General features: G+C 65.0%; 18 protein-coding genes. 6 read left to right on the top strand and 12 right to left on the bottom strand.

What is annotated here, in order from left to right; all coding sequences use genetic code 11:
- Nucleotides 1-24 precede the first annotated feature (24 nt).
- On the top strand, nucleotides 25-2,382 hold the full coding sequence (locus tag NLM15_RS14780; protein ID WP_254117799.1) for an Orn/Lys/Arg decarboxylase N-terminal domain-containing protein: 2,358 nt from the start codon (nucleotides 25-27) through the stop codon (nucleotides 2,380-2,382).
- Between the two features lie 6 nt (nucleotides 2,383-2,388).
- Nucleotides 2,389-2,964, top strand: coding sequence for a GNAT family N-acetyltransferase (locus NLM15_RS14775; RefSeq protein ID WP_254117798.1), 576 nt, complete (start codon nucleotides 2,389-2,391; stop codon nucleotides 2,962-2,964).
- Nucleotides 2,965-2,967: 3 nt separating this feature from the next.
- On the opposite strand, the gene NLM15_RS14770 is transcribed toward NLM15_RS14775, so the two are convergent.
- The gene (locus NLM15_RS14770) at nucleotides 2,968-3,180 is read right to left on the bottom strand and encodes a hypothetical protein (RefSeq protein WP_254117797.1); all 213 of its coding nucleotides are present in this window, start codon (nucleotides 3,178-3,180) and stop codon (nucleotides 2,968-2,970) included.
- A 172-nt stretch (nucleotides 3,181-3,352) separates the two neighbouring features.
- Here NLM15_RS14770 and NLM15_RS14765 point away from each other — a divergent pair, with 172 nt between their 5' ends.
- Complete coding sequence (locus tag NLM15_RS14765; protein ID WP_254117796.1) at nucleotides 3,353-4,294, top strand: ornithine cyclodeaminase family protein; 942 nt, start codon at nucleotides 3,353-3,355, stop codon at nucleotides 4,292-4,294.
- 73 nt (nucleotides 4,295-4,367) lie between these two features.
- On the opposite strand, the gene NLM15_RS14760 is transcribed toward NLM15_RS14765, so the two are convergent.
- Together NLM15_RS14760 and NLM15_RS14755 are read right to left on the bottom strand one after the other, a co-directional pair.
- Complete coding sequence (locus NLM15_RS14760) at nucleotides 4,368-4,817, bottom strand: flagellar basal body rod protein FlgC (protein ID WP_254117795.1); 450 nt, start codon at nucleotides 4,815-4,817, stop codon at nucleotides 4,368-4,370.
- 118 nt (nucleotides 4,818-4,935) lie between these two features.
- Nucleotides 4,936-5,985 (bottom strand): hydroxyacid dehydrogenase, encoded by a 1,050-nt coding sequence (locus NLM15_RS14755; protein WP_254117794.1) that lies wholly within the window; start codon nucleotides 5,983-5,985, stop codon nucleotides 4,936-4,938.
- 243 nt (nucleotides 5,986-6,228) lie between these two features.
- Between NLM15_RS14755 and NLM15_RS14750 the strand changes: the two genes are divergently transcribed.
- The 3 genes from NLM15_RS14750 (at nucleotide 6,229) to NLM15_RS14740 (ending at nucleotide 7,834) form a co-directional block, all read left to right on the top strand.
- Nucleotides 6,229-6,789 carry a thiamine pyrophosphate-binding protein gene (locus tag NLM15_RS14750; protein ID WP_254117793.1) on the top strand — a complete coding sequence of 187 codons (561 nt, stop codon included), beginning with the start codon at nucleotides 6,229-6,231 and terminating at the stop codon, nucleotides 6,787-6,789.
- Between the two features lie 8 nt (nucleotides 6,790-6,797).
- Entirely contained in the window at nucleotides 6,798-7,394 is a 597-nt protein-coding gene (locus NLM15_RS14745) for a thiamine pyrophosphate-dependent enzyme (RefSeq protein ID WP_254117792.1), read from the top strand.
- A 77-nt stretch (nucleotides 7,395-7,471) separates the two neighbouring features.
- Nucleotides 7,472-7,834 carry a VanZ family protein gene (locus tag NLM15_RS14740; protein WP_254117791.1) on the top strand — a complete coding sequence of 121 codons (363 nt, stop codon included), beginning with the start codon at nucleotides 7,472-7,474 and terminating at the stop codon, nucleotides 7,832-7,834.
- 55 nt (nucleotides 7,835-7,889) lie between these two features.
- Here the strand turns inward: NLM15_RS14740 and NLM15_RS14735 are convergent, their stop codons facing one another.
- The 9 genes from NLM15_RS14735 to NLM15_RS14695 form a co-directional block, all read right to left on the bottom strand.
- Nucleotides 7,890-8,273: a DUF1236 domain-containing protein gene (locus NLM15_RS14735; protein WP_254117790.1), complete on the bottom strand. Its 384-nt coding sequence runs from the start codon at nucleotides 8,271-8,273 to the stop codon at nucleotides 7,890-7,892.
- Nucleotides 8,274-8,387: 114 nt separating this feature from the next.
- Nucleotides 8,388-9,275 carry a 2-hydroxy-3-oxopropionate reductase gene (locus NLM15_RS14730; protein WP_254117789.1) on the bottom strand — a complete coding sequence of 296 codons (888 nt, stop codon included), beginning with the start codon at nucleotides 9,273-9,275 and terminating at the stop codon, nucleotides 8,388-8,390.
- A gap of 12 nt (nucleotides 9,276-9,287) precedes the next feature.
- On the bottom strand, nucleotides 9,288-10,073 hold the full coding sequence (gene hyi / locus NLM15_RS14725; RefSeq protein ID WP_254117788.1) for a hydroxypyruvate isomerase: 786 nt from the start codon (nucleotides 10,071-10,073) through the stop codon (nucleotides 9,288-9,290).
- Between the two features lie 11 nt (nucleotides 10,074-10,084).
- The gene (gene gcl / locus NLM15_RS14720) at nucleotides 10,085-11,875 is read right to left on the bottom strand and encodes a glyoxylate carboligase (RefSeq protein WP_254117787.1); all 1,791 of its coding nucleotides are present in this window, start codon (nucleotides 11,873-11,875) and stop codon (nucleotides 10,085-10,087) included.
- A 151-nt stretch (nucleotides 11,876-12,026) separates the two neighbouring features.
- A complete protein-coding gene (locus tag NLM15_RS14715; RefSeq protein WP_254117786.1) occupies nucleotides 12,027-13,829 on the bottom strand; it encodes an adenine deaminase C-terminal domain-containing protein in 1,803 nt (600 codons plus the stop codon).
- 85 nt (nucleotides 13,830-13,914) lie between these two features.
- Entirely contained in the window at nucleotides 13,915-14,715 is an 801-nt protein-coding gene (locus NLM15_RS14710; protein ID WP_254117785.1) for an NYN domain-containing protein, read from the bottom strand.
- 53 nt (nucleotides 14,716-14,768) lie between these two features.
- The gene (locus NLM15_RS14705) at nucleotides 14,769-16,268 is read right to left on the bottom strand and encodes a tripartite tricarboxylate transporter permease (protein WP_254117784.1); all 1,500 of its coding nucleotides are present in this window, start codon (nucleotides 16,266-16,268) and stop codon (nucleotides 14,769-14,771) included.
- On the bottom strand, nucleotides 16,268-16,753 hold the full coding sequence (locus NLM15_RS14700) for a tripartite tricarboxylate transporter TctB family protein (RefSeq protein WP_254117783.1): 486 nt from the start codon (nucleotides 16,751-16,753) through the stop codon (nucleotides 16,268-16,270). The genes NLM15_RS14705 and NLM15_RS14700 overlap by 1 nt, the downstream gene beginning before the upstream one ends.
- Nucleotides 16,750-17,718: a tripartite tricarboxylate transporter substrate binding protein gene (locus NLM15_RS14695; protein WP_254117782.1), complete on the bottom strand. Its 969-nt coding sequence runs from the start codon at nucleotides 17,716-17,718 to the stop codon at nucleotides 16,750-16,752. The genes NLM15_RS14700 and NLM15_RS14695 overlap by 4 nt, the downstream gene beginning before the upstream one ends.
- Nucleotides 17,719-17,833 lie beyond the last annotated feature (115 nt).

Here is a 17,833-nt window from a genome sequence, read left to right as displayed (position 1 = left end):
GTCTCCGCATATTCGGGACACGCCATGGACTATTTCAAGCGCTTCAACTTCCTGTTTGCCGCGCCTGTGTTCGACGCCGACGACCTGGAAGGCATCCGGTTCAACCAGATCATCGAGGAGATCCAGCGCTCCGGCTTCGAGGTCGTGCGGGCCCGCAGACTGGAGGACGCCGAGATCGCGGTGCAGACCGACGCCGCGATCGGCTGCATGGTGGTGGACTGGGGCAAGAAGGGCCTCGAAGGGAAGACCTCGGCGCTGATCAACCTGATGCGCCGCCGCGGCCTCGACTTTCCGATCATCCTCCTGATCCGGCGCAAGCGCTTCGAGGACCTGCCGGTCGAGGTGCTCGACTTCATCGACGGCTACGTCTTCCTGTCCGAGGAGACGCCGACCTTCATCGCCAAGAATTTGATCAGCCGGCTCAAGCAATATGCCGAGACGCTGAAGACGCCGTTTTTCGGCGCCCTGGTCGACTATGCCGAGGAAGGCAACCAGCTCTGGACCTGTCCGGGTCACAATGGCGGCGTGTTCTACAACCGCAGCCCGATCGGCCGGGTCTTCGTCGAGCATCTCGGAGAATCCGTGTTCCGTGACGACCTCGACAATTCCGTGCTCGATCTCGGCGATCTCCTCACCCATGAGGGACCCGCGCTGAAGGCGCAGAAGGAAGCCGCCCAGATTTTTGGTGCGGAAAAGACTTATTTCGTGCTCAACGGCACCTCGACCTCGAACAAGGTCGCGCTCGGCGCCCTCGTCACCGACGGCGACCTCGTGCTGTTCGACCGCAACAACCACAAGGCTGCCCATCACGGCGCGCTGATGATCAATGGCGGCATCCCGATCTACGTGCCGACCATTCGCAATGCCTGGGGCCTGATCGGCCCGATGCGCTGGGACATGCTCGACGAAAAGGCCCTGCGCGAGGCGATTCGCAACCATCCGCTGGTTACGGACAAGGAGGCCTGGCGCAAGGAACGGCCGTTCCGCGTCGCCGTGGTCGAGCAGTGCACCTATGACGGCTCGATCCACAGCGCCGAGATGATCCTGAAGCGCATCGGCCACCTCTGCGAATACATCCTGTTCGACGAGGCCTGGGCCGGCTTCATGAAATTCCACCCGCTTTATGCCGGCCGCTTCGCCATGGGGCTGGCGAACCTTCCGCCGGAAGCGCCCGGCATCATCGCAACGCAGTCCACCCACAAGCAGCTCGCGAGCTTCTCGCAGGCCTCGCAGATCCACATCAAGGACCGCCACATCCGCGGCCAGAAGCGGCGCGTCGAGCATCGCCGCTTCAACGAGAGCTTCATGCAGCACGCCTCGACCTCCCCCTTCTACCCGCTGTTCGCATCGCTGGATGTCGGTGCGCAGATGATGAAGGGGCGATCGGGCGAAGTGCTGTGGGACGATACAATTCGGCTGGGTATCGAGCTGCGTAAAAAAATCCGCGCGATGCGCCGGGAGTTCGAGGAGAAGGAGCAGAATCCGGACCGGCGCTGGTTCTTCGAACCCTTCGTCCCCGATCGTATCGCCATTCCCGACGTCAGCCGCCCCGGCGCCGCGCACAACGTCGCCTGGGAGACCCTCTCCACCGACGAGCTCGCCACCAATCCGGTTTTGTGGCAGCTCTCCCCCGACAGCACCTGGCATGGCTTCCCCGGCCTCAGCGAGGGCTTCGCCATGACCGACCCGAACAAGCTGACGCTGCTCACGCCCGGCTTCGATCGCGCGACCGGCGCCTATGCCGAGCACGGCATCCCCGCGCCGGTCGTCGCGCAATATCTGCGCGAGAACCGCATCGTCCCTGAAAAGAACGACCTCAACTCCCTGCTCTTCCTGCTCACCCCTGGCGTCGAGGCGAGCAAGGCCGGCACGCTGATCTCGGGCCTTGTCGCATTCAAAAGGTTGCATGACGACAATGCCTTGCTGGCCGACGTCATCCCCGAATTTTATCAGCGGCGCCAAGCGTGCTACGCCGGCGTGCGGCTGCGCGATCTCTGCGGCGAGATGCACCGCTTCTTCCGCGCCGCCGACGTCAGCGCGCTCCAGGCCCGGCAGTTCATGCCCGAGCACATGCCTGAGATCGCGATGTCGCCCCGCGATGCTGCGCGCTATCTGTTCAAGAACGACGTCGACTATCTGCCGATCGAGGCGATCGCGGGCCGCATCGCCACCACGCCCTTCGTGGTCTATCCACCGGGCATCGCCACCATCGTGCCAGGCGAGCGGCTGACCGAACGGGCCAAGCCCATGGTGGACTATCTCAAGATGTTCGAGACCTGCTTCAACACGTTCCCGGGGTTCGATGTGGAAATCCAGGGCGTCTACAAGGAGATCGATGCGAACGGCCGCATCGGGCTCTATACTTACGTCGTTGCCGAGTAGGTGCCGATGAACGAAACAGCTGCGCGCGCAAGCAACGAACCGGTCCAGGTCAGGCCCTCGCGCGAGAGCGATGTCGAGGCGATGCTGGCGATCTACCGCCATCACGTCCGCAATGGCGTGCCGCGCGATGTCGAGGGAACCGGCGCGCCCGAACCGGACGACTTGCGAGACCGGCGCAAGAATTTGAAGCAGACCCGCCTGCCGCACCTGGTCGCGACCTTTCGCGGCGAGGTGGTCGGCTATTCCTATGCGGTACTATTCCGCAAACGCCCGGCCTATCGCTACACGGCCAAGCACTCAATCTATGTCCATCACGAGCACCTTGGCCGCGGGGTCGGACGGCTTCTGCTCCAGGAACTGATCGACGCTTGTGCGGCGGCCGGCTTCCGCCAGATGATCGGCTATATCGATGCCGACAATGCGCCATCACTGGCGCTGCACGAGAAGTTCGGCTTCGCGCGCGCCGGCCTGCTCTGTGGCGTCGCTTATCGCCACGGCCGCTGGTCCGACACTGTGATGGTGCAACGATCCCTCGGCGCGGGAACGACGGCGCCCCCGCCGCTCATCGCGCCGGGCCGGTAGGCCTCACGACGGAAAGTCGGCCGGTCTCACCTGGATGCGGTCGGCATGCAGCGACCAGTGGTGCAACGCCTGGTCCTTGCAGAATTTTGCCTTCGCCCGCTCCGTGGCTTCGTTCTCGTCGGTGGCGTCGATCTCGAGCGTACCCTGGCAAACCTCGATCTGCCTGCCGTACTGGCCGAGCACGTCCTTCATGAACCTGACGACATAAGTTGACATGGGACCTCCTGCCTGCGCCGGCCTGCCCGCCGGCACTCTAGTCCCATTTGGGCCGGATGGGGGAAGGAGATTTTGACGCGGATCAAAACCAAGGAGCCCGGGCGGAAGATTCATTGCGGAACTCGCCGCGCGGGTCTAAGGGCAACTGCCGCTCGTCCATGAGGATTTCACCTTGCAATTTGTCTCCGATACCGAAGTGACGAGAGTTCTGACCTTTCCGATCCTCATTGCCGCCCTGGAAGACGCGCACCGCCGGCCGAAGATGGAGGTGCTGGATGCCTTTCTCGGCGGCGAGAAGGCGCAATACGTCATCCGCAGCGCCGTCGATCCCGGGCGCTACATGGCGAGCAAGATGTTCACCAGCTTTCCGGCCAATCTTGCGGAAGGAAAGATGCCGGCGGTGCAGGCCGTGTGCGTGCTGTTCGACGGCACCAATGGACGGCCGCTGGCGGCGATGGACGGGACCGAAATCACGCACTGGCGCACCGCGGCCGACTCCGCGCTGGGCACGAAACTGCTCGCCCCGCCCAATCCCGAGACGCTGCTTTGCGTCGGCGCCGGCGAGATGTCCGAATGGCTGATCCGCGGGCATCGCACCGTGCGGCCGTCGCTACAACGCGTGCTGATCTGGAACCGGAGTCCGGACCGCGCGTCGGAACTCGCGCAGCGACTGGCGGCGGACGGTGTCAAGGCGGATACCATCACTGATCTCGACGCCGCGACGCGCGAGGCTGAAATCATCACCACCTGCACCCGCGCGCATCAGCCGCTGATCAATGGCCGCAATCTGCGACCGGGCACGCATCTGGACCTGGTCGGCGGCTACACGCCGCAAACGCGCGAGGCAGACGACGAGGCAGCAAAGCTGTCGCGTGTCTTCGTGGACAGGCGTGAATCCGCTTTCCACGGCGTCGGCGACATCCTGCAGCCGATCGCCAGCGGCGCGATCAGTGAAGCTGATGTTCTTGGCGACCTCTACGATCTCGCCGGCGGTCGCGTACAGGGACGCACGTCACCGTCCGACATCACGTTCTTCAAGAACGCCGGCGGCGGCCATCTCGATCTCATGACCTGCGAGGCCGTGTTCAAGCAGCTCGGCACAAAATTGGGGTAGCGGCCCTACCCCGGCGTCGCGCCGGTGGCGGCGGACGAGCGAGGGCTGGCGAGACAGGGCCCGACGTCAGCGATCACGCCTTGATGTCAAGTAGTGTGTCTTCCGTCTCGGCGTAAGCTTGAATGACCTTCGCATTCGCAATGAAGCTGTACTTTGCGGTCGCCAGCTCAACGAATTCGCCGGCGAGATCGACGTTCGGCGCTGCGACCAGGCCGTCCTGGTTTGCGAAGGGAGCGCCGGGGGCGGATTGTGCGGTAAAGCTCGGCGACACCGCCGATACGGTCGCGATCGTGCCGCCGGGTGTCGAGCCGCTCGATTGGGAGACCTGGTCGACTCGCAACGGCACGTAGGCCGCGGGAAACGTCGGACCAATGCCGGGACTGCTGGCACCGGCCGACGCGCTTGATCCGCCTGACGCAGGTAGCGGGCCGGTCGTGCTGACATTGGCGATGTTGCTCGCGGCCACGTTCACACGCAAACTCGCCGCGGAAAGTCCGGATGTCGCAATCGATAATATGCTCATGTCCCCTGATCTACAGGACAAGTCATACGGGATCACTCACGCCATCGGTAAAATGCGCCGCTTTCTGCTTTCATCCCGATAACCAACGATGGGAGCTCGATCGGACTTCGCGCGCTCCCTACCCGGGCATCACGCCAAAAGCCTGCTTGAAGCGCTCGGCATAGCGCGGCCACACCTCGGGATTGATGATGCGCGGCGGACGTTTGCCGTCGAGCGTCTCGAGCACCTGCTCGGCAGCGATGCGGCCCATGTTCTGGCGCGCCTCGATCGTGACGCCTGCGGTATGCGGGCTCGCCAGCACGTTGTCGAACTGGAGCAGCGGATGCTCCGGCGGCGGCGGCTCCTTGGACCAGACGTCGAGGCCGGCGCCCGCAATGCGCTTGTCGCGCAAGGCCTGAAGCAGCGCGTCCTCGTCGTGGATGAAGCCTCGTGCCGTGGTGATGAAGTACGCACGCGGCTGCATCAGCCCGAATTCGCGCACGCTGATCATGTTGCGGCTGCCCTTGTTGAGCGGACAGGAGATCGAGACGAAATCAGCGCGGCGCAGCAGCTCGTCGAGTTCGACCTTCTCCCCGCCCCGTTCGGCCATCACCTCGGCCGACAGATACGGGTCATAGGCAAGTACCGTCATGCCGAGCAGGCCCTTGCAGAGCGCGGCGATGCGGCGGCCGACATTGCCGAGGCCGATGATGCCGACCGTCTTGTGCTCGACCTCGTTGCCGACGAGGTCGTTGCGGTTGACGTCGCGCTCGCGGCGCAGGCGGCGGTCGGACTGGATGATGCGCTTGGACAGCGTCAGCATCATCGCCAGCGCGTGCTCGGCGACGGAATGAGCGTTGCCGCCGGACTGGTTGACGACCACGACGCCCGCGTCCGTGCAGGCCTCGACGTCGACGGGATCGAAGCCCGCACCATTGCTGGAGACGAGCAGCAGGTTCGGCGTGCGCTTCAGGAAGGCGGCATCGACATGAAAATGCGGGGCCAGCTCGTCGCGGGCCGCGCCGATCTGATAGACGTGGGCCGCGCTCAGGATCGGCGCGTAGAAGTCTTCGGGGCTCTCGTTCTCGATGCGGTCGAGCCGGACGTCGGGCCGCGCCTTCAGGATGTCGATATAGATCGGATTGGCCAGGTATTTGACGTAGAAGACGCGCTTGCTGTTGACGGACATCAGGACCCTTCCGGCTCTCTCATGGAGACCCGCAAGGCCAGCGCACCCGCGCCCCGTCCATGCGTCCCTCCCGTTTTCTCGTTGTCGCCGCTTATGACATGGCGGTGCCGGCCACGGCAGGCCGTCTGGCGCAGATCACCGTGCCGGCCGGGACATGTTGACAATCCCGCCTGCCACGTCAAGTTCGGCAGATCGCCGCGACGGCCAGAACCAAGAAGCATGCGCGGCTCAAGGGAGAACGCAATGGCGATTGCGGAACAGCAGGCCTCGGCAGGACCGACATCCAGCGACAAGAGCTGGCATGGCATCGTCCTGCAAACCTTGAAGCGGAACGAGATCAGCCTGGTCCCTTACGTGCCCGATCGCGTGCTGACGCCGCTGATCAAGAACCTGCATGCGGATCCCTTCTTCACGACCTTTGCCACCGCCCGCGAGGAGGAGGCTGTCGGCATCATCTCCGGCGCCTGGATGGGCGGACGGCGCGGCGCGGTGCTGATGCAGACCTCGGGCTTTGCCACGCTCGCCAACGTGCTGGCCTCGCTTGCGGTGCCCTACCAGATCCCGCTGATCATGTTCGTCTCCGAACGCGGCACGCTCGGCGAGTTCAATTACGGGCAATCGCTGGTCTGCCGCACCATGCGCCCGGTGCTGGATTCACTCGCGCTGGAGCACCACACCATCACCCGGCTCGACGAACTCGAATTCATCGCGGACCGCTCGATCAAGCAGGCCGTCACCACGCAGGCGCCGGTGGCGCTGATCCTCAACCCGCTGCTCACCGGCGGCAAGACCTTCGACAAGTGAGGCCGGCGATGGACAACCGCAACACCAAGGTCATGAACCGCTTCGATGTCACCTCGCGCCTGATCGCCAGGCTCAAGCACGAGGAAGCGGTGATCGGCGGCATCGGCAACACCAATTTCGATCTCTGGGCCGCCGGCCATCGTCCGCAGAACTTCTACATGCTCGGCAGCATGGGCCTCGCCTTCCCGATCGCGCTCGGCGTCGCGCTGGCGCAGCCCGATCGCCGCGTCTTCGCGCTCGAAGGCGACGGCTCGCTGTTGATGCAGCTCGGCGCGCTCTCGACGATCGCGGCGTTGAAGCCGAAAAACCTCGTCATGATCGTGATGGACAACGGCATCTACCAGATCACCGGGGCGCAGCCGACGCCGGCCGCGAGTGTGGCCGACATCGTCGGGATCGCCACCGCTTCTGGACTCGCCAACAGCGCCTGGGCCGCGGACGAGGAGGATTTCGAGCGCCTGGTCGACGAGGCCATGTCCGCCTCCGAGCCGAGCCTGATCGCGGTCCGCATCGACGACAAGCCGGGCGTCGGCACCACCCGCCGAGATCCCGTCCAGATCCGGGAACGCTTCATGCACGGCCTCGGCGTGCGCGAGCCGCTTTAACGTTTCGTCATTAACTACACGGCGATCTGATCCGGCCCCCATAACAGGCCGTTGCAAATCCGTGCTATCGGCACCGGATGTCCATTTTTGCCCGCTTTTTTGCCTGGCTGCTGGCAGCCGCCGTCACTTTCGCAACCCTCGGCCCGCCCCGCCTGCGGCCCCATTCCGACCTCGGCCAGGACGGCGAGCATGCCCTCGCCTTCATCCTGGTGGGACTGGCCTTCGGCCTCGCCTACCGCAATCGCCGCTGGGCCGTCGCCGCCGCCGCGGTGGTCCTGATCGGCGCGCTCGAGCTGATGCAGTTCTGGGCGCCGGGACGGCATGCGCGGCTGGAAGACTTTCTGGTCGATGCCGGCACCGCCTGCATCGGCTTTGCGCTCGCCGCCGCCGCAGATTGGGTCATGACCCGGTTTCGCGCCAATTCGGCCCTCACAAGTTAAGGCCCCGCGGAGCGACGCTCCGCAGGGCCCTCTTCCTAGCCTATGTCCCGATCGATCAGTCGATGATCTTGACGACGCGGCGCGTGCGCGGCTCGACGATCACACGGCGATCGTTCACCACAGCATAACGATACTCGGTGTAGTTCGGCACCGGGCGCAGCACCACGGTCGGAGGCAGCGGCTCGCCGACCACGACGCGCTCGCGGATCACGACGGAATCATCACGCGGAATTCCTCCGAGCACCGCATTCGGAATTTCGAGACCCGCGCCGACGGCTGCACCGACGGTGCCGCCAACCATCGCGCCGATCGGACCGCCAATGTCGCCGCCCGCGCGCGCGCCGTCCCTAGCGCCCTGTTCGGTCGTCGACTGGGCAAAGGCTGCGCTCGACGCCAGCAGCGACGCTGCAGCCAACGAAATCGCAAGACGGGTTTTCATGTCCTCATGTCTCCAGTGATTGTCATGCGCCATCAACCGCGGGGCCGGAGCATTGTTCCGGTTCCCGCATGGCCAAAGAGGCGTCAATTCTGAAGACTGTTACGCCGTAACAGTTTACGCCGCTGCGATCTCGTGTCCTGCCATCAGTTCCAGCGCCCGCACCATTGCGGAATGATCCCAGGCCTTGCCGCCATGCGCGGTGCAGGACGAGAACAATTGCTGTGCCACCGCGGTGTTCGGCAGCGACAGGCCGAGCGCACGAGCCCCTTCAAGCGCGAGGTTGAGGTCCTTCTGGTGCAGCTCGATGCGGAAGCCCGGATCGAAATTGCGCTTCACCATCCGCTCGCCGTGCACTTCGAGGATGCGCGAGGATGCAAAGCCGCCCATCAGCGCCTGCCGCACCAGCGCCGGGTCGGCACCGGCCTTCGAGGCGAACAGCAGCGCTTCGCTCACCGCGCCGATCGTCAGCGCGACGATGATCTGGTTCGCAACTTTCGTCGTCTGCCCGTCGCCATTGGCGCCGACGCGGGTGACGTTCTTGCCCATCTTGTCGAAGACCGGCTTCATGGTGTTGAAGGCGCGCTCGGGACCGCCGACCATGATGGTGAGGCTCGCGGCCTTGGCACCGACCTCGCCGCCCGACACCGGCGCATCGAGATAGTCCGCGCCGAGCGCCTCGATCCTCCGCGCGAACTCCTTGGTCGCCAGCGGCGAGATCGAGCTCATGTCGACGACGATCTTGCCCTTGGAGATGCCGCTCGCGACAGCGTCCTTGCCGAACAGCACAGCCTCCACATGCGGCGTATCCGGCACCATGATGATGACGGCGTCCGCCTCCTCCGCCACGTCCTTGGCTGACTTGCAGGCGACGCCGCCGGCCGCGATCAGGTCGGGCGCGATCGGAGCGACGTCATGCAGGTGAACACGATGGCCCGCGGCCAGAAGATGGCCGGCCATCGGCCGTCCCATGGTGCCAAGTCCAATGAAGCCGATGTCGATCATGTCACTCGTTCCTCAGGTCTCGAAGGTTTGCGCCGCGTGCCAGGACAGGCCTTCCAGCGTCGTGGTGCGCGGCTTGTATTCGCAGCCGACCCAGCCGCGATAGCCGATCGCGTCGAGGTGGCGGAACAGGAAGGGATAGTTGATCTCGCCGGTGCCGGGCTCATTGCGACCGGGATTGTCGGCGAGCTGGATGTGGGCGATCTGGGGCAGATATTCCTGCATGGTGCGGGCGAGATCGCCTTCCATGATCTGCATGTGATAGATGTCGTACTGCACGAACAGATTGTTCGACCGCACCTCGGAGATCAGCTGCACTGCCTGCTCGGTGCCGTTGAGGTAGAAGCCGGGAATGTCGAGCGTGTTGATCGGCTCGACCAGCAGCTTGATATTTTCGCGCGCCAGCGTCGAAGCGGCGAAACGCAAATTGCCGACCAGCGTCTCCTGAAGCTCGCGCGGATCGGCGTCCGCAGGCGCGATGCCGGCGAGGCAGTTGAGCTGCTCGCAATCGAGCGCCTTGGCGTAGTCGATGGCGCGGAACACGCCGTCGCGGAATTCGGCGGTGCGATCGGGCAGGATCGCGATGCCGCGCTCGCCCGCCGCCCAGTTTCCGGCGGGCAGATTGTGCAGCACTTGCGTCAGGCCATGGGCTTCGAGCTGTTCGCGCAGCTGCGCCTTCTCGAAATCATAGGGAAAGAGATATTCGACCCCGGCAAAGCCCGCCGCTTTCGCAGCAGTGAAGCGGTCGAGGAACGGCATCTCGTTGAAGAGCATGGTGAGGTTGGCGGCGAATTTCGGCATGATGCTCTCCCCTATTCCGCCGGCTGAAGCACGCCGGACCGCTTGGTCCCGACCTCGTCGAGCGGCAGATCCAGCACCTCCTCGAACTCGACGATGTTGTCGATCTCGGTGCCCATCGCGATGTTGGTGACGCGTTCGAGAATGAACTCGACCACCACGGGCACGCGATGCTTCGCCATCAACTCGCGTGCCGTGGCGAACGCAGCCTGCGTGTCCTTCGGGTCGGTGACGCGGATCGCCTTGCAGCCGAGGCCTTCGGCGACCGCGACATGGTCGACGCCGTAGCCGTTGAGCTCCGGCGCGTTGACGTTCTCGAAGGAGAGCTGGACGTGATAGTCCATGTCGAAGCCGCGCTGGGCCTGGCGGATCAGGCCGAGATAGGAATTGTTCACGACGACGTGGATGTAGGGCAGATTGAACTGCGCGCCGACCGCGAGCTCCTCGATCAGGAACTGGAAGTCGTAATCACCGGACAGCGCGACGATCTCCCGCTCGGGACACGCCGCACGCACGCCGAGCGCGGCGGGCAGCGTCCAGCCGAGCGGACCCGCCTGCCCGGCATTGATCCAGTTGCGCGGCTTATAGACGCCGAGGAATTGCGCGCCGGCGATCTGCGACAGGCCGATCACGGTGACATAGGTGGTGTCGCGGCCGAAGGCCTTGTTCATCTCCTCATAGACGCGCTGCGGCTTGATCGGGACGTTGTCGAAATGGCTCTTGCGCAGCATCGTCTTCTTGCGATCGCGGCAGGACGCGGGCCACGCCTGGCGCTCGCGAAGCCTGCCTGACCGGCGCCACTCCCTGGCGACGGTGACGAAGAGTTCGAGCGCGGCCTTCGCGTCCGAGACGATGCCGAGATCGGGATTGAACACGCGCCCGATCTGGGTCGGCTCGATATCGACATGCACGAAGGTGCGGCCCTTGGTGTAGGTCTCGACCGAGCCGGTGTGGCGATTGGCCCAGCGATTGCCGATGCCGAGCACGAAGTCCGACTCCAGCATCGTCGCATTGCCGTAGCGGTGGCTGGTCTGAAGGCCGACCATGCCGGCCATCAGCACGTGATCGTCGGGGATTGCGCCCCACCCCATCAGCGTCGGCACAACAGGCACGTTGGCGATCTCGGCGAACTCGACCAGGAGATCGGATGCATCGGCGTTGATGATCCCGCCGCCCGCGACGATCAGCGGCCGCTCGGCGGCATTGAGCATCTCCAGCGCCTTCTCGACCTGCTTGCGCGTCGCGGTGGGCTTGTAGACCGGCAGCGGCTCGTAGGTCTCGTCGTCGAACTCGATCTCGGCGAGTTGCACGTCGAGCGGCATGTCGATCAGCACCGGCCCGGGCCGGCCCGAACGCATCACATGAAAGGCCTGGCTGAACACACGCGGCACCAGCGCCGGCTCCCGCACGGTCACCGCCCACTTCGTCACCGGCTTTGCGATCGACTCGATGTCGACCGCCTGGAAATCCTCCTTGTAGAGCCGCGCGCGCGGCGCCTGCCCGGTAATGCAGAGGATCGGAATGGAATCGGCGATCGCCGAATAGAGCCCGGTGATCATGTCGGTGCCGGCCGGCCCCGAGGTGCCGATGCAGACGCCAATATTGCCGGCCTTCGCCCGCGTATAGCCCTCGGCCATGTGCGAGGCGCCCTCGACATGGCGCGCGAGGATGTGGCGGATCGAGCCACGCTTCTTCAGAGCCGAGTACAGCGGATTGATCGCGGCCCCGGGAACGCCGAAGGCGGTGGAGATGCCCTCCTTCTCCAGAATTCGCACAGCAGCATCGATAGCTCGCATCTTCGCCATATCGGACCTCGCTCGAGTTGCGTCAGCGAGCGAGATCATCGGGCGCGCAAGATGCGATCTCAACGAGATCGATTTTATTTTCCACGATGCGGCAGCCGCGGAAAAATCGCGGTTGACTCAAATGGTTAGATCCAGAAACGCGTGAAAGCGGTCACTCGAACAGCGGCGCCAGTTCCATCTGCGGCACCAGTACGAGGCCCTTGTCGGTGATACGAATTTCCGGAATGACCGATAGCGGAATCAGATTGAAGCCCATGTAGGGGATGGTGCAGCCGGCTTCCGCCCATTCCTTCTTCAACGCCTTGACCTCTTCGGCCACCTCCGTGACGCGCTTGTCGGACAAGAGCCCCGCGATCGGCAACGGGACCAGTGCCCTCACCTCGCCCTCGGCGACGACGCAGACGCCGCCCTGTTTCTCCCTGATCGCAGCGATCGCCACCTGCATGTCGCCCTCGTTTGTGCCCGCGACGATGATGTTGTGGCTGTCGTGCCCGACGCTGGAGGCGACCGCGCCGTGCTTCAGGCCGAAGTCCTTCAGCAGGCCGTAGGCGACATTGCCGGCAGACTTGCCGTGACGCTCGACCACCGTGACGAAGCAGAGGCCGTAGCGTGCGAACAAAGACGGCCAATCCTTGGCGGGTTCGATCGCGACCTTGTCGTGGATCAGCGTGATGCCGGGCAGCGCGGTCTTGATCGCATTGACGGTGCAGGCCTTCACCGGCAGTTCCGGCGTGAGCTTGACCTTCTCCGGAAGCTTGACGGTCGCATAGGCCGCCTTCGGATATTGATAGCGCTGCGACAGCGCCTGATCGAGGCGCGGCGTAATCCTGCCGTGTTCAACCACCAGTTCGCCGCCATACCAGGTAGATTGCGGCTTGAGCTGATCATCCATCAGCACGAGATCGGCGCGGCGGCCGCCGCCGAGCCCGCCGATGTCGCCGTCCATGGCGAAGCGCGTTGCGCCATGCAGCGAACCCATCGACCAGGCCTGTTCGGGCGACATTCCCGCCTTCACGGCTTCGCGCACCACCCAGTCGAGGCCGAACAGAAGCAGATCGTCGGCATCGCGATCATCGGTGCAGACGGCCGTGCGCTTGTGCGAGGCCCCCAGCTCGGTGATCGTGCGGATCGCCTGCGGCAGCGAATGCCAGGGCGTGGTCGGCGGGCCGCCGCGCAGGAACACCCAGACGCCGGCGTCGAGCAGATCGTCGGCGATGTCGCGGTCGATCGCCTCATGCGTGTCGGTGACGCCGCTGGCCGCATAGGCCGCAACGAATTCGCGGCCATAGACGTGTCCGGACACCGGCCGCCCGCGCTTCAGGGCCGCGGCGAGAATGGCATGGCTGCGCTCATCGCCCATCGTGACAGGCACAAAATCCATCTTCTCGCCGAGCGCGACCGCTTCGGGCCAGCGGTCGAACAGGCCGGCGATCTTGTCCGGCGTGAGATCGCCACCCGCGGTCTCCAGTTCCGCTGACGTTGCCGGCACCGTGCTCGGCACCGTCAGGAAGATCGAGAGCGGCGCCTCGCGCGCGTCCTCCAGCATCGCCTCGACGCCGGCGACGTCCATGACGTTGCCGATCTCGTGGCTGTCGCAGAAGATCGTGGTGGTGCCGTTGAGCAGCGCGGCCTCCGCATAGGCACAGGCCGTCACCATCGAGGATTCGATGTGGATGTGCGGATCGACCAGCCCCGGCGCGATGATGCCGCCGGCCGCGTCGTAACTCGCGACATCGCTCCAGACTTTCTTCGCCGTCCCGGCCGGCTTCACAGCGGCGATGCGGCCGCCGGTGATCCAGACCTCCCGACCGGGGTGGATTCGCTCCGAATAGGTCGAGAGCACCCGGGCCCCCGTAATGACGAGGTCCGGCGCGACGCGCGCGGAGGCGACATCGGCCAGACGCCGGGTCATCGAATGAAGCGGTGCGACGGCGAAGCGGGTAAGTCTGGTCATCGGGGCCCTCGCGTGGCGTTACGGCCGCGCGATGGTTACGCCCTGCGCCAAACCGGGCAAGCGCAAATATAGCGGCAGGCCCTGCTTACGCTTTAGGCGCCGAACCGCCTGCCGTCGCCGACCTTGCAGGTCTGCGCGAGTTCCGCCTTCTCGGCGGTGGTGCGGCATTGGGCTTGACCCGAATCCGCATCGAGCGGCCCTTTGGCTCATCGATCTCGAACGAATTGGTCTTTCGCACGAGGTCACTCAGCTTGCGGAAACCGAACGTTCTCGGATCGAAATCCGAGGCCAGGTTGGCGAGCTGCCGGCCGACTTCACCGAGCGCGACCCAGCCGTCCTCGCTCTCCATCTGGGTGATAACCTTCTTGATGATGGGTGTGGCGGCATCAGGCGGCTGAAGCGATGTCGACCTCGACGTGGCGTCCTGCGTATTCGCCGTTACGGCAAGCAAGTTCTCCGTGTAAACGAATCTGCGGCAGGCCTGCCTGAAGCTTTCCGGTGTCTTCTGCTCGCCGAACCCGAAAACGTCGATGCCCTGCTCCCGGATGCGGGCCGCAAGACGGGTAAAGTCGCTGTCGGACGAGACGAGGCAAAAGCCGTCGAACCGGCCGCTGTGAAGCAGGTCCATCGCGTCGATGACCAGCGTTATGTCGGAGGCATTTTTTCCCGTCGTATAGGCGAACTGCTGCTGCGGGATGATGGCGTGTTTGGACAGGATGTCGGCCCAGCCCCTGGACCTGGCGTTGGAGAAGTCGCCATAGATGCGCCTGACGCTGGCCTCGCCGATCTTGGCAATCTCCTCGAACAGCCCGTCCGCGATCTTCGCGGAAGCGTTATCGGCGTCAATCAGAACCGCGAGACGGGGCGAACGGAGCTCAGAGGGCATGGAGGTTCCCCACGAAATGGGCGCTGCACCAGAAGACAAGTGTGTCGGGACGGCTAATCCTCGTTCGCCTTGAACCGCCCCATCCCCTTCAGCACGAAGGGTGCCAGCAGCGCGATCAGTGCCAGCGCCAGCAACGTCGCCGAGATCGGGCTCTGGACCAGCGTCAGGGGATCGCCAAGGCTGATCGCGAGCGCGCGGCGCAGCTGGCTCTCCGCGATCGGACCGAGGATCAGGCCGACGACGACGGGCGCGATCGGAAAATCGAACCGGCGCATCAGGAAGCCGAGTACGCCGAAACCGGCCAGCATCGACAATTCGACCACCGACGGCTTCGCGGCGATGGTGCCCATGGTCGCGAACACGAGGATGCCGGCATAGAGCCATGGCTGCGGAATCGCAAGCAGCCGCACCCACAGGCCGACCAGCGGCAGATTGAGCACGAGCAGCATGCAATTGGCGATGAAGAGACTGGCGATGAGGCCCCAGACCAGATCAGGCCGCTCGGCGAACAGCAGCGGCCCCGGGTTGAGGCCGTATTGCTGAAAACCCGCCAGCATCATCGCGGCCGTTGCCGACGTCGGTAGTCCCAGCGTCAGCAGCGGCACCAGCGTGCCGGCGGCGGAGGCGTTGTTGGCGGCTTCCGGTCCCGCGACGCCTTCGATCGCGCCCTTGCCGAATTCTTCCGGATGTTTCGTGAGCCGCTTCTCGGTCGAATAGGACAGGAAGGTCGGGATCTCCGCGCCGCCCGCCGGAAGCGCGCCGATCGGGAAGCCGAACATGGTGCCGCGCAGCCACGGCTTCCACGACCGCTTCCAGTCTTCCTTGGTCATCCACAGCGAGCCGCGTACCGGCTCCAGCTTTTCCTCGGTGTGGTGACGGCGCGACGCGACGTAGAGCGCCTCGCCCACCGCGAACAGGCCGACCGCCAGCGTCGTCACCTCGACGCCGTCGAGCAGCTCGGGCACGCCGAACGCAAGCCGCGCCTGACCGGTCAGCTTGTCGATGCCGACGAGGCCAAGCGTGAGGCCAACGAACAGGCTGGTCAGGCCGCGGATCGGGGAATCGCCGAAGGTCGCCGACACCGTGACGAAGGCGACGCACATCAGCGCAAAATAATCCTCGGGGCCAAAGCGCACGGCGAAATCGACCAGCCATGGCGCGAGAAAGGCCAGCCCGATGGTGGCGATGGTGCCGGCGACGAAGGAGCCGATCGCGGAGGTCGCGAGCGCCGGCCCGCCGCGGCCGGCCTTGGCCATCTTGTTGCCTTCGAGCGCGGTCGCCATCGAGGCGCTCTCGCCGGGCGTGTTGATCAGGATCGCGGTGGTGGAGCCGCCATACATGCCGCCGTAATAGATGCCGGCAAACATGATCAGCGAACCGCCGGGGTCGAGCTTGTAGGTCACCGGAAGCAGCAGCGCGACCGTCAGCGCCGGACCGATGCCGGGCAGCACGCCCACGGCAGTGCCGAGGAACACGCCGATCAGCGCATAGAGCAGGTTCATCGGCTGGACGGCGACGGCCATGCCGTGGGCCAAAGCCGCAAAAGTGTCCATCACAGCAGTCGCTCCAGCGGTCCGGTCGGAAGGCTGAGCGTGAGCAGCCGGTCAAACGCGAGATAAATGACGGTGGACATCACGAGGGCGATGACGCTGTCGACGAGGATGGCGCGGCGCCCAAAGGCCGCCGAGGTCGTCACGAACAGCGCCGACGTCGCCAGGATGAAGCCGCCGCCGAAGCCGATGATGGCGATCAACAGTGCCAGGCCGACCAGGATCAGAAACACCGGCACGGGATCGGCGCTCTCGCGCGCCGGCAGATTGCCGCGCAGCGCGTCGATGAAATTGCCGATCGCGAGCAGCGCAAGGCCGCTGGCGACCACGACCGGCATCGCCTCGGGCCCCATCCCGTACATCGCGGTGGATTGCAGGCCGCGCGCGTCCCAGACCAGCACCGCGGCGAGACCTGCAAGCAGCGCAGCGATGATGATACCGGCGCGATCGACGCGCCGCGGCGGCTGGGCGGGATCGCCTGAGGTCATGACTTGACCAGGCCAACCGATTTCAGCACGTCGGTGACGCGCACCGTTTCCTTCTTCAGGAAGTCGGCGAAGGCGTCGCCGCCGAGATACGCATCCTCCCAGCCCTTCTGCTTGAGGATTTCCTTCCAGGCATCTGATTTGACCATCTTTTCCACCGCGTCGCTGAGCGTCTTGCGCTGCTCCGGCGTGATGCCGGGAGGCGCGACTACCGAGCGCCAGTTGGCGATCACGAGGTCGATGCCTTGCTCCTTGAAGGTTGGGATGTCGCTGCCTGCGATGCGCTTCTCCGAGGTCACGCCGATCGCGCGCAGCTTGCCGGACTTGATCTGGCCTTCATACTCGCTGAGGCCCGAAATGCCCGCGGTGACCTTGCCGCCGAGGATCGCCGCCAGCGACTCGCCGCCGCCGGAGAACGGGATGTAGTTGATCTTCTTCGCGTCGGCTCCGACGGCGCCGGCGAACAACGCCGCCATCACATGGTCGACGCCGCCGGCCGAGCCACCGGCGAAGGTCACCTTGGCGATATCGGCCTTCACCGCGGCGGCCAGATCCTGCGCATTCTTGATCGGCGAATTGGCGGGCACCACGATCACCTGGATTTCCTCGGTGAGGCGCGCGATCGGCGTCACCTGATCGAGCGTCACGGGCGACTTGTTCATGGCGAGCGCGCCCACCATGACGAAACCGTTGACCATCAACTGGTTGCCGTCGCCCTTGGCGCCGTTGACGAACTGGGCGATGCCGACGCTTCCGCCGGCGCCGGGAACGTTGGTGACCTGCACGCTGCGCGCGACGCCCGCGGCAACCAGCGCCTGCTGCATCGATCGCGCGGTCTGGTCCCAGCCACCGCCCGGGGCCGCCGGCGCCATCAGCTTGAGCTCGAGTTGCTGGGCCAGGGACGGCGTGGCCGCCGCAAGGGTCAGCGCGACGGCTGCGCCGACAAGGCGCGCGGGAAATCGAAACATGAGGGCATTCTCCAGGTCTCATGCGGACGTGTTGATCGTTTGCCGCATTGTGTCGTTTGGTCGCATATCAGCCAAAACGGCCGATGCTGTCCAGCGACAGCGCCCAGGTTCCCTG

Source organism: Bradyrhizobium sp. CCGB20 (genome assembly GCF_024199855.1).
Taxonomy (GTDB): domain Bacteria; phylum Pseudomonadota; class Alphaproteobacteria; order Rhizobiales; family Xanthobacteraceae; genus Bradyrhizobium.
The sequence above is the reverse complement of the archived record's forward strand: the minus strand, read 5'-3'. Positions and strand labels throughout refer to the sequence as shown.

Bases quoted from the DNA above. Each gene is read 5' to 3' on its own strand.
- NLM15_RS14780 (WP_254117799.1), top strand. From the start codon at position 25: ATGGACTATTTCAAGCGCTTCAACTTCCTGTTTGCCGCGCCTGTGTTC.
- NLM15_RS14775 (WP_254117798.1), top strand. From the start codon at position 2,389: ATGAACGAAACAGCTGCGCGCGCAAGCAACGAACCGGTCCAGGTCAGG.
- NLM15_RS14770 (WP_254117797.1), bottom strand. From the start codon at position 3,180: ATGTCAACTTATGTCGTCAGGTTCATGAAGGACGTGCTCGGCCAGTAC.
- NLM15_RS14760 (WP_254117795.1), bottom strand. From the start codon at position 4,817: ATGAGCATATTATCGATTGCGACATCCGGACTTTCCGCGGCGAGTTTG.
- NLM15_RS14755 (WP_254117794.1), bottom strand. From the start codon at position 5,985: ATGTCCGTCAACAGCAAGCGCGTCTTCTACGTCAAATACCTGGCCAAT.
- NLM15_RS14750 (WP_254117793.1), top strand. From the start codon at position 6,229: ATGGCGATTGCGGAACAGCAGGCCTCGGCAGGACCGACATCCAGCGAC.
- NLM15_RS14745 (WP_254117792.1), top strand. From the start codon at position 6,798: ATGGACAACCGCAACACCAAGGTCATGAACCGCTTCGATGTCACCTCG.
- NLM15_RS14740 (WP_254117791.1), top strand. From the start codon at position 7,472: ATGTCCATTTTTGCCCGCTTTTTTGCCTGGCTGCTGGCAGCCGCCGTC.
- NLM15_RS14735 (WP_254117790.1), bottom strand. From the start codon at position 8,273: ATGAAAACCCGTCTTGCGATTTCGTTGGCTGCAGCGTCGCTGCTGGCG.
- NLM15_RS14730 (WP_254117789.1), bottom strand. From the start codon at position 9,275: ATGATCGACATCGGCTTCATTGGACTTGGCACCATGGGACGGCCGATG.
- hyi (WP_254117788.1), bottom strand. From the start codon at position 10,073: ATGCCGAAATTCGCCGCCAACCTCACCATGCTCTTCAACGAGATGCCG.
- gcl (WP_254117787.1), bottom strand. From the start codon at position 11,875: ATGGCGAAGATGCGAGCTATCGATGCTGCTGTGCGAATTCTGGAGAAG.
- NLM15_RS14715 (WP_254117786.1), bottom strand. From the start codon at position 13,829: ATGACCAGACTTACCCGCTTCGCCGTCGCACCGCTTCATTCGATGACC.
- NLM15_RS14710 (WP_254117785.1), bottom strand. From the start codon at position 14,715: ATGCCCTCTGAGCTCCGTTCGCCCCGTCTCGCGGTTCTGATTGACGCC.
- NLM15_RS14705 (WP_254117784.1), bottom strand. From the start codon at position 16,268: ATGGACACTTTTGCGGCTTTGGCCCACGGCATGGCCGTCGCCGTCCAG.
- NLM15_RS14700 (WP_254117783.1), bottom strand. From the start codon at position 16,753: ATGACCTCAGGCGATCCCGCCCAGCCGCCGCGGCGCGTCGATCGCGCC.
- NLM15_RS14695 (WP_254117782.1), bottom strand. From the start codon at position 17,718: ATGTTTCGATTTCCCGCGCGCCTTGTCGGCGCAGCCGTCGCGCTGACC.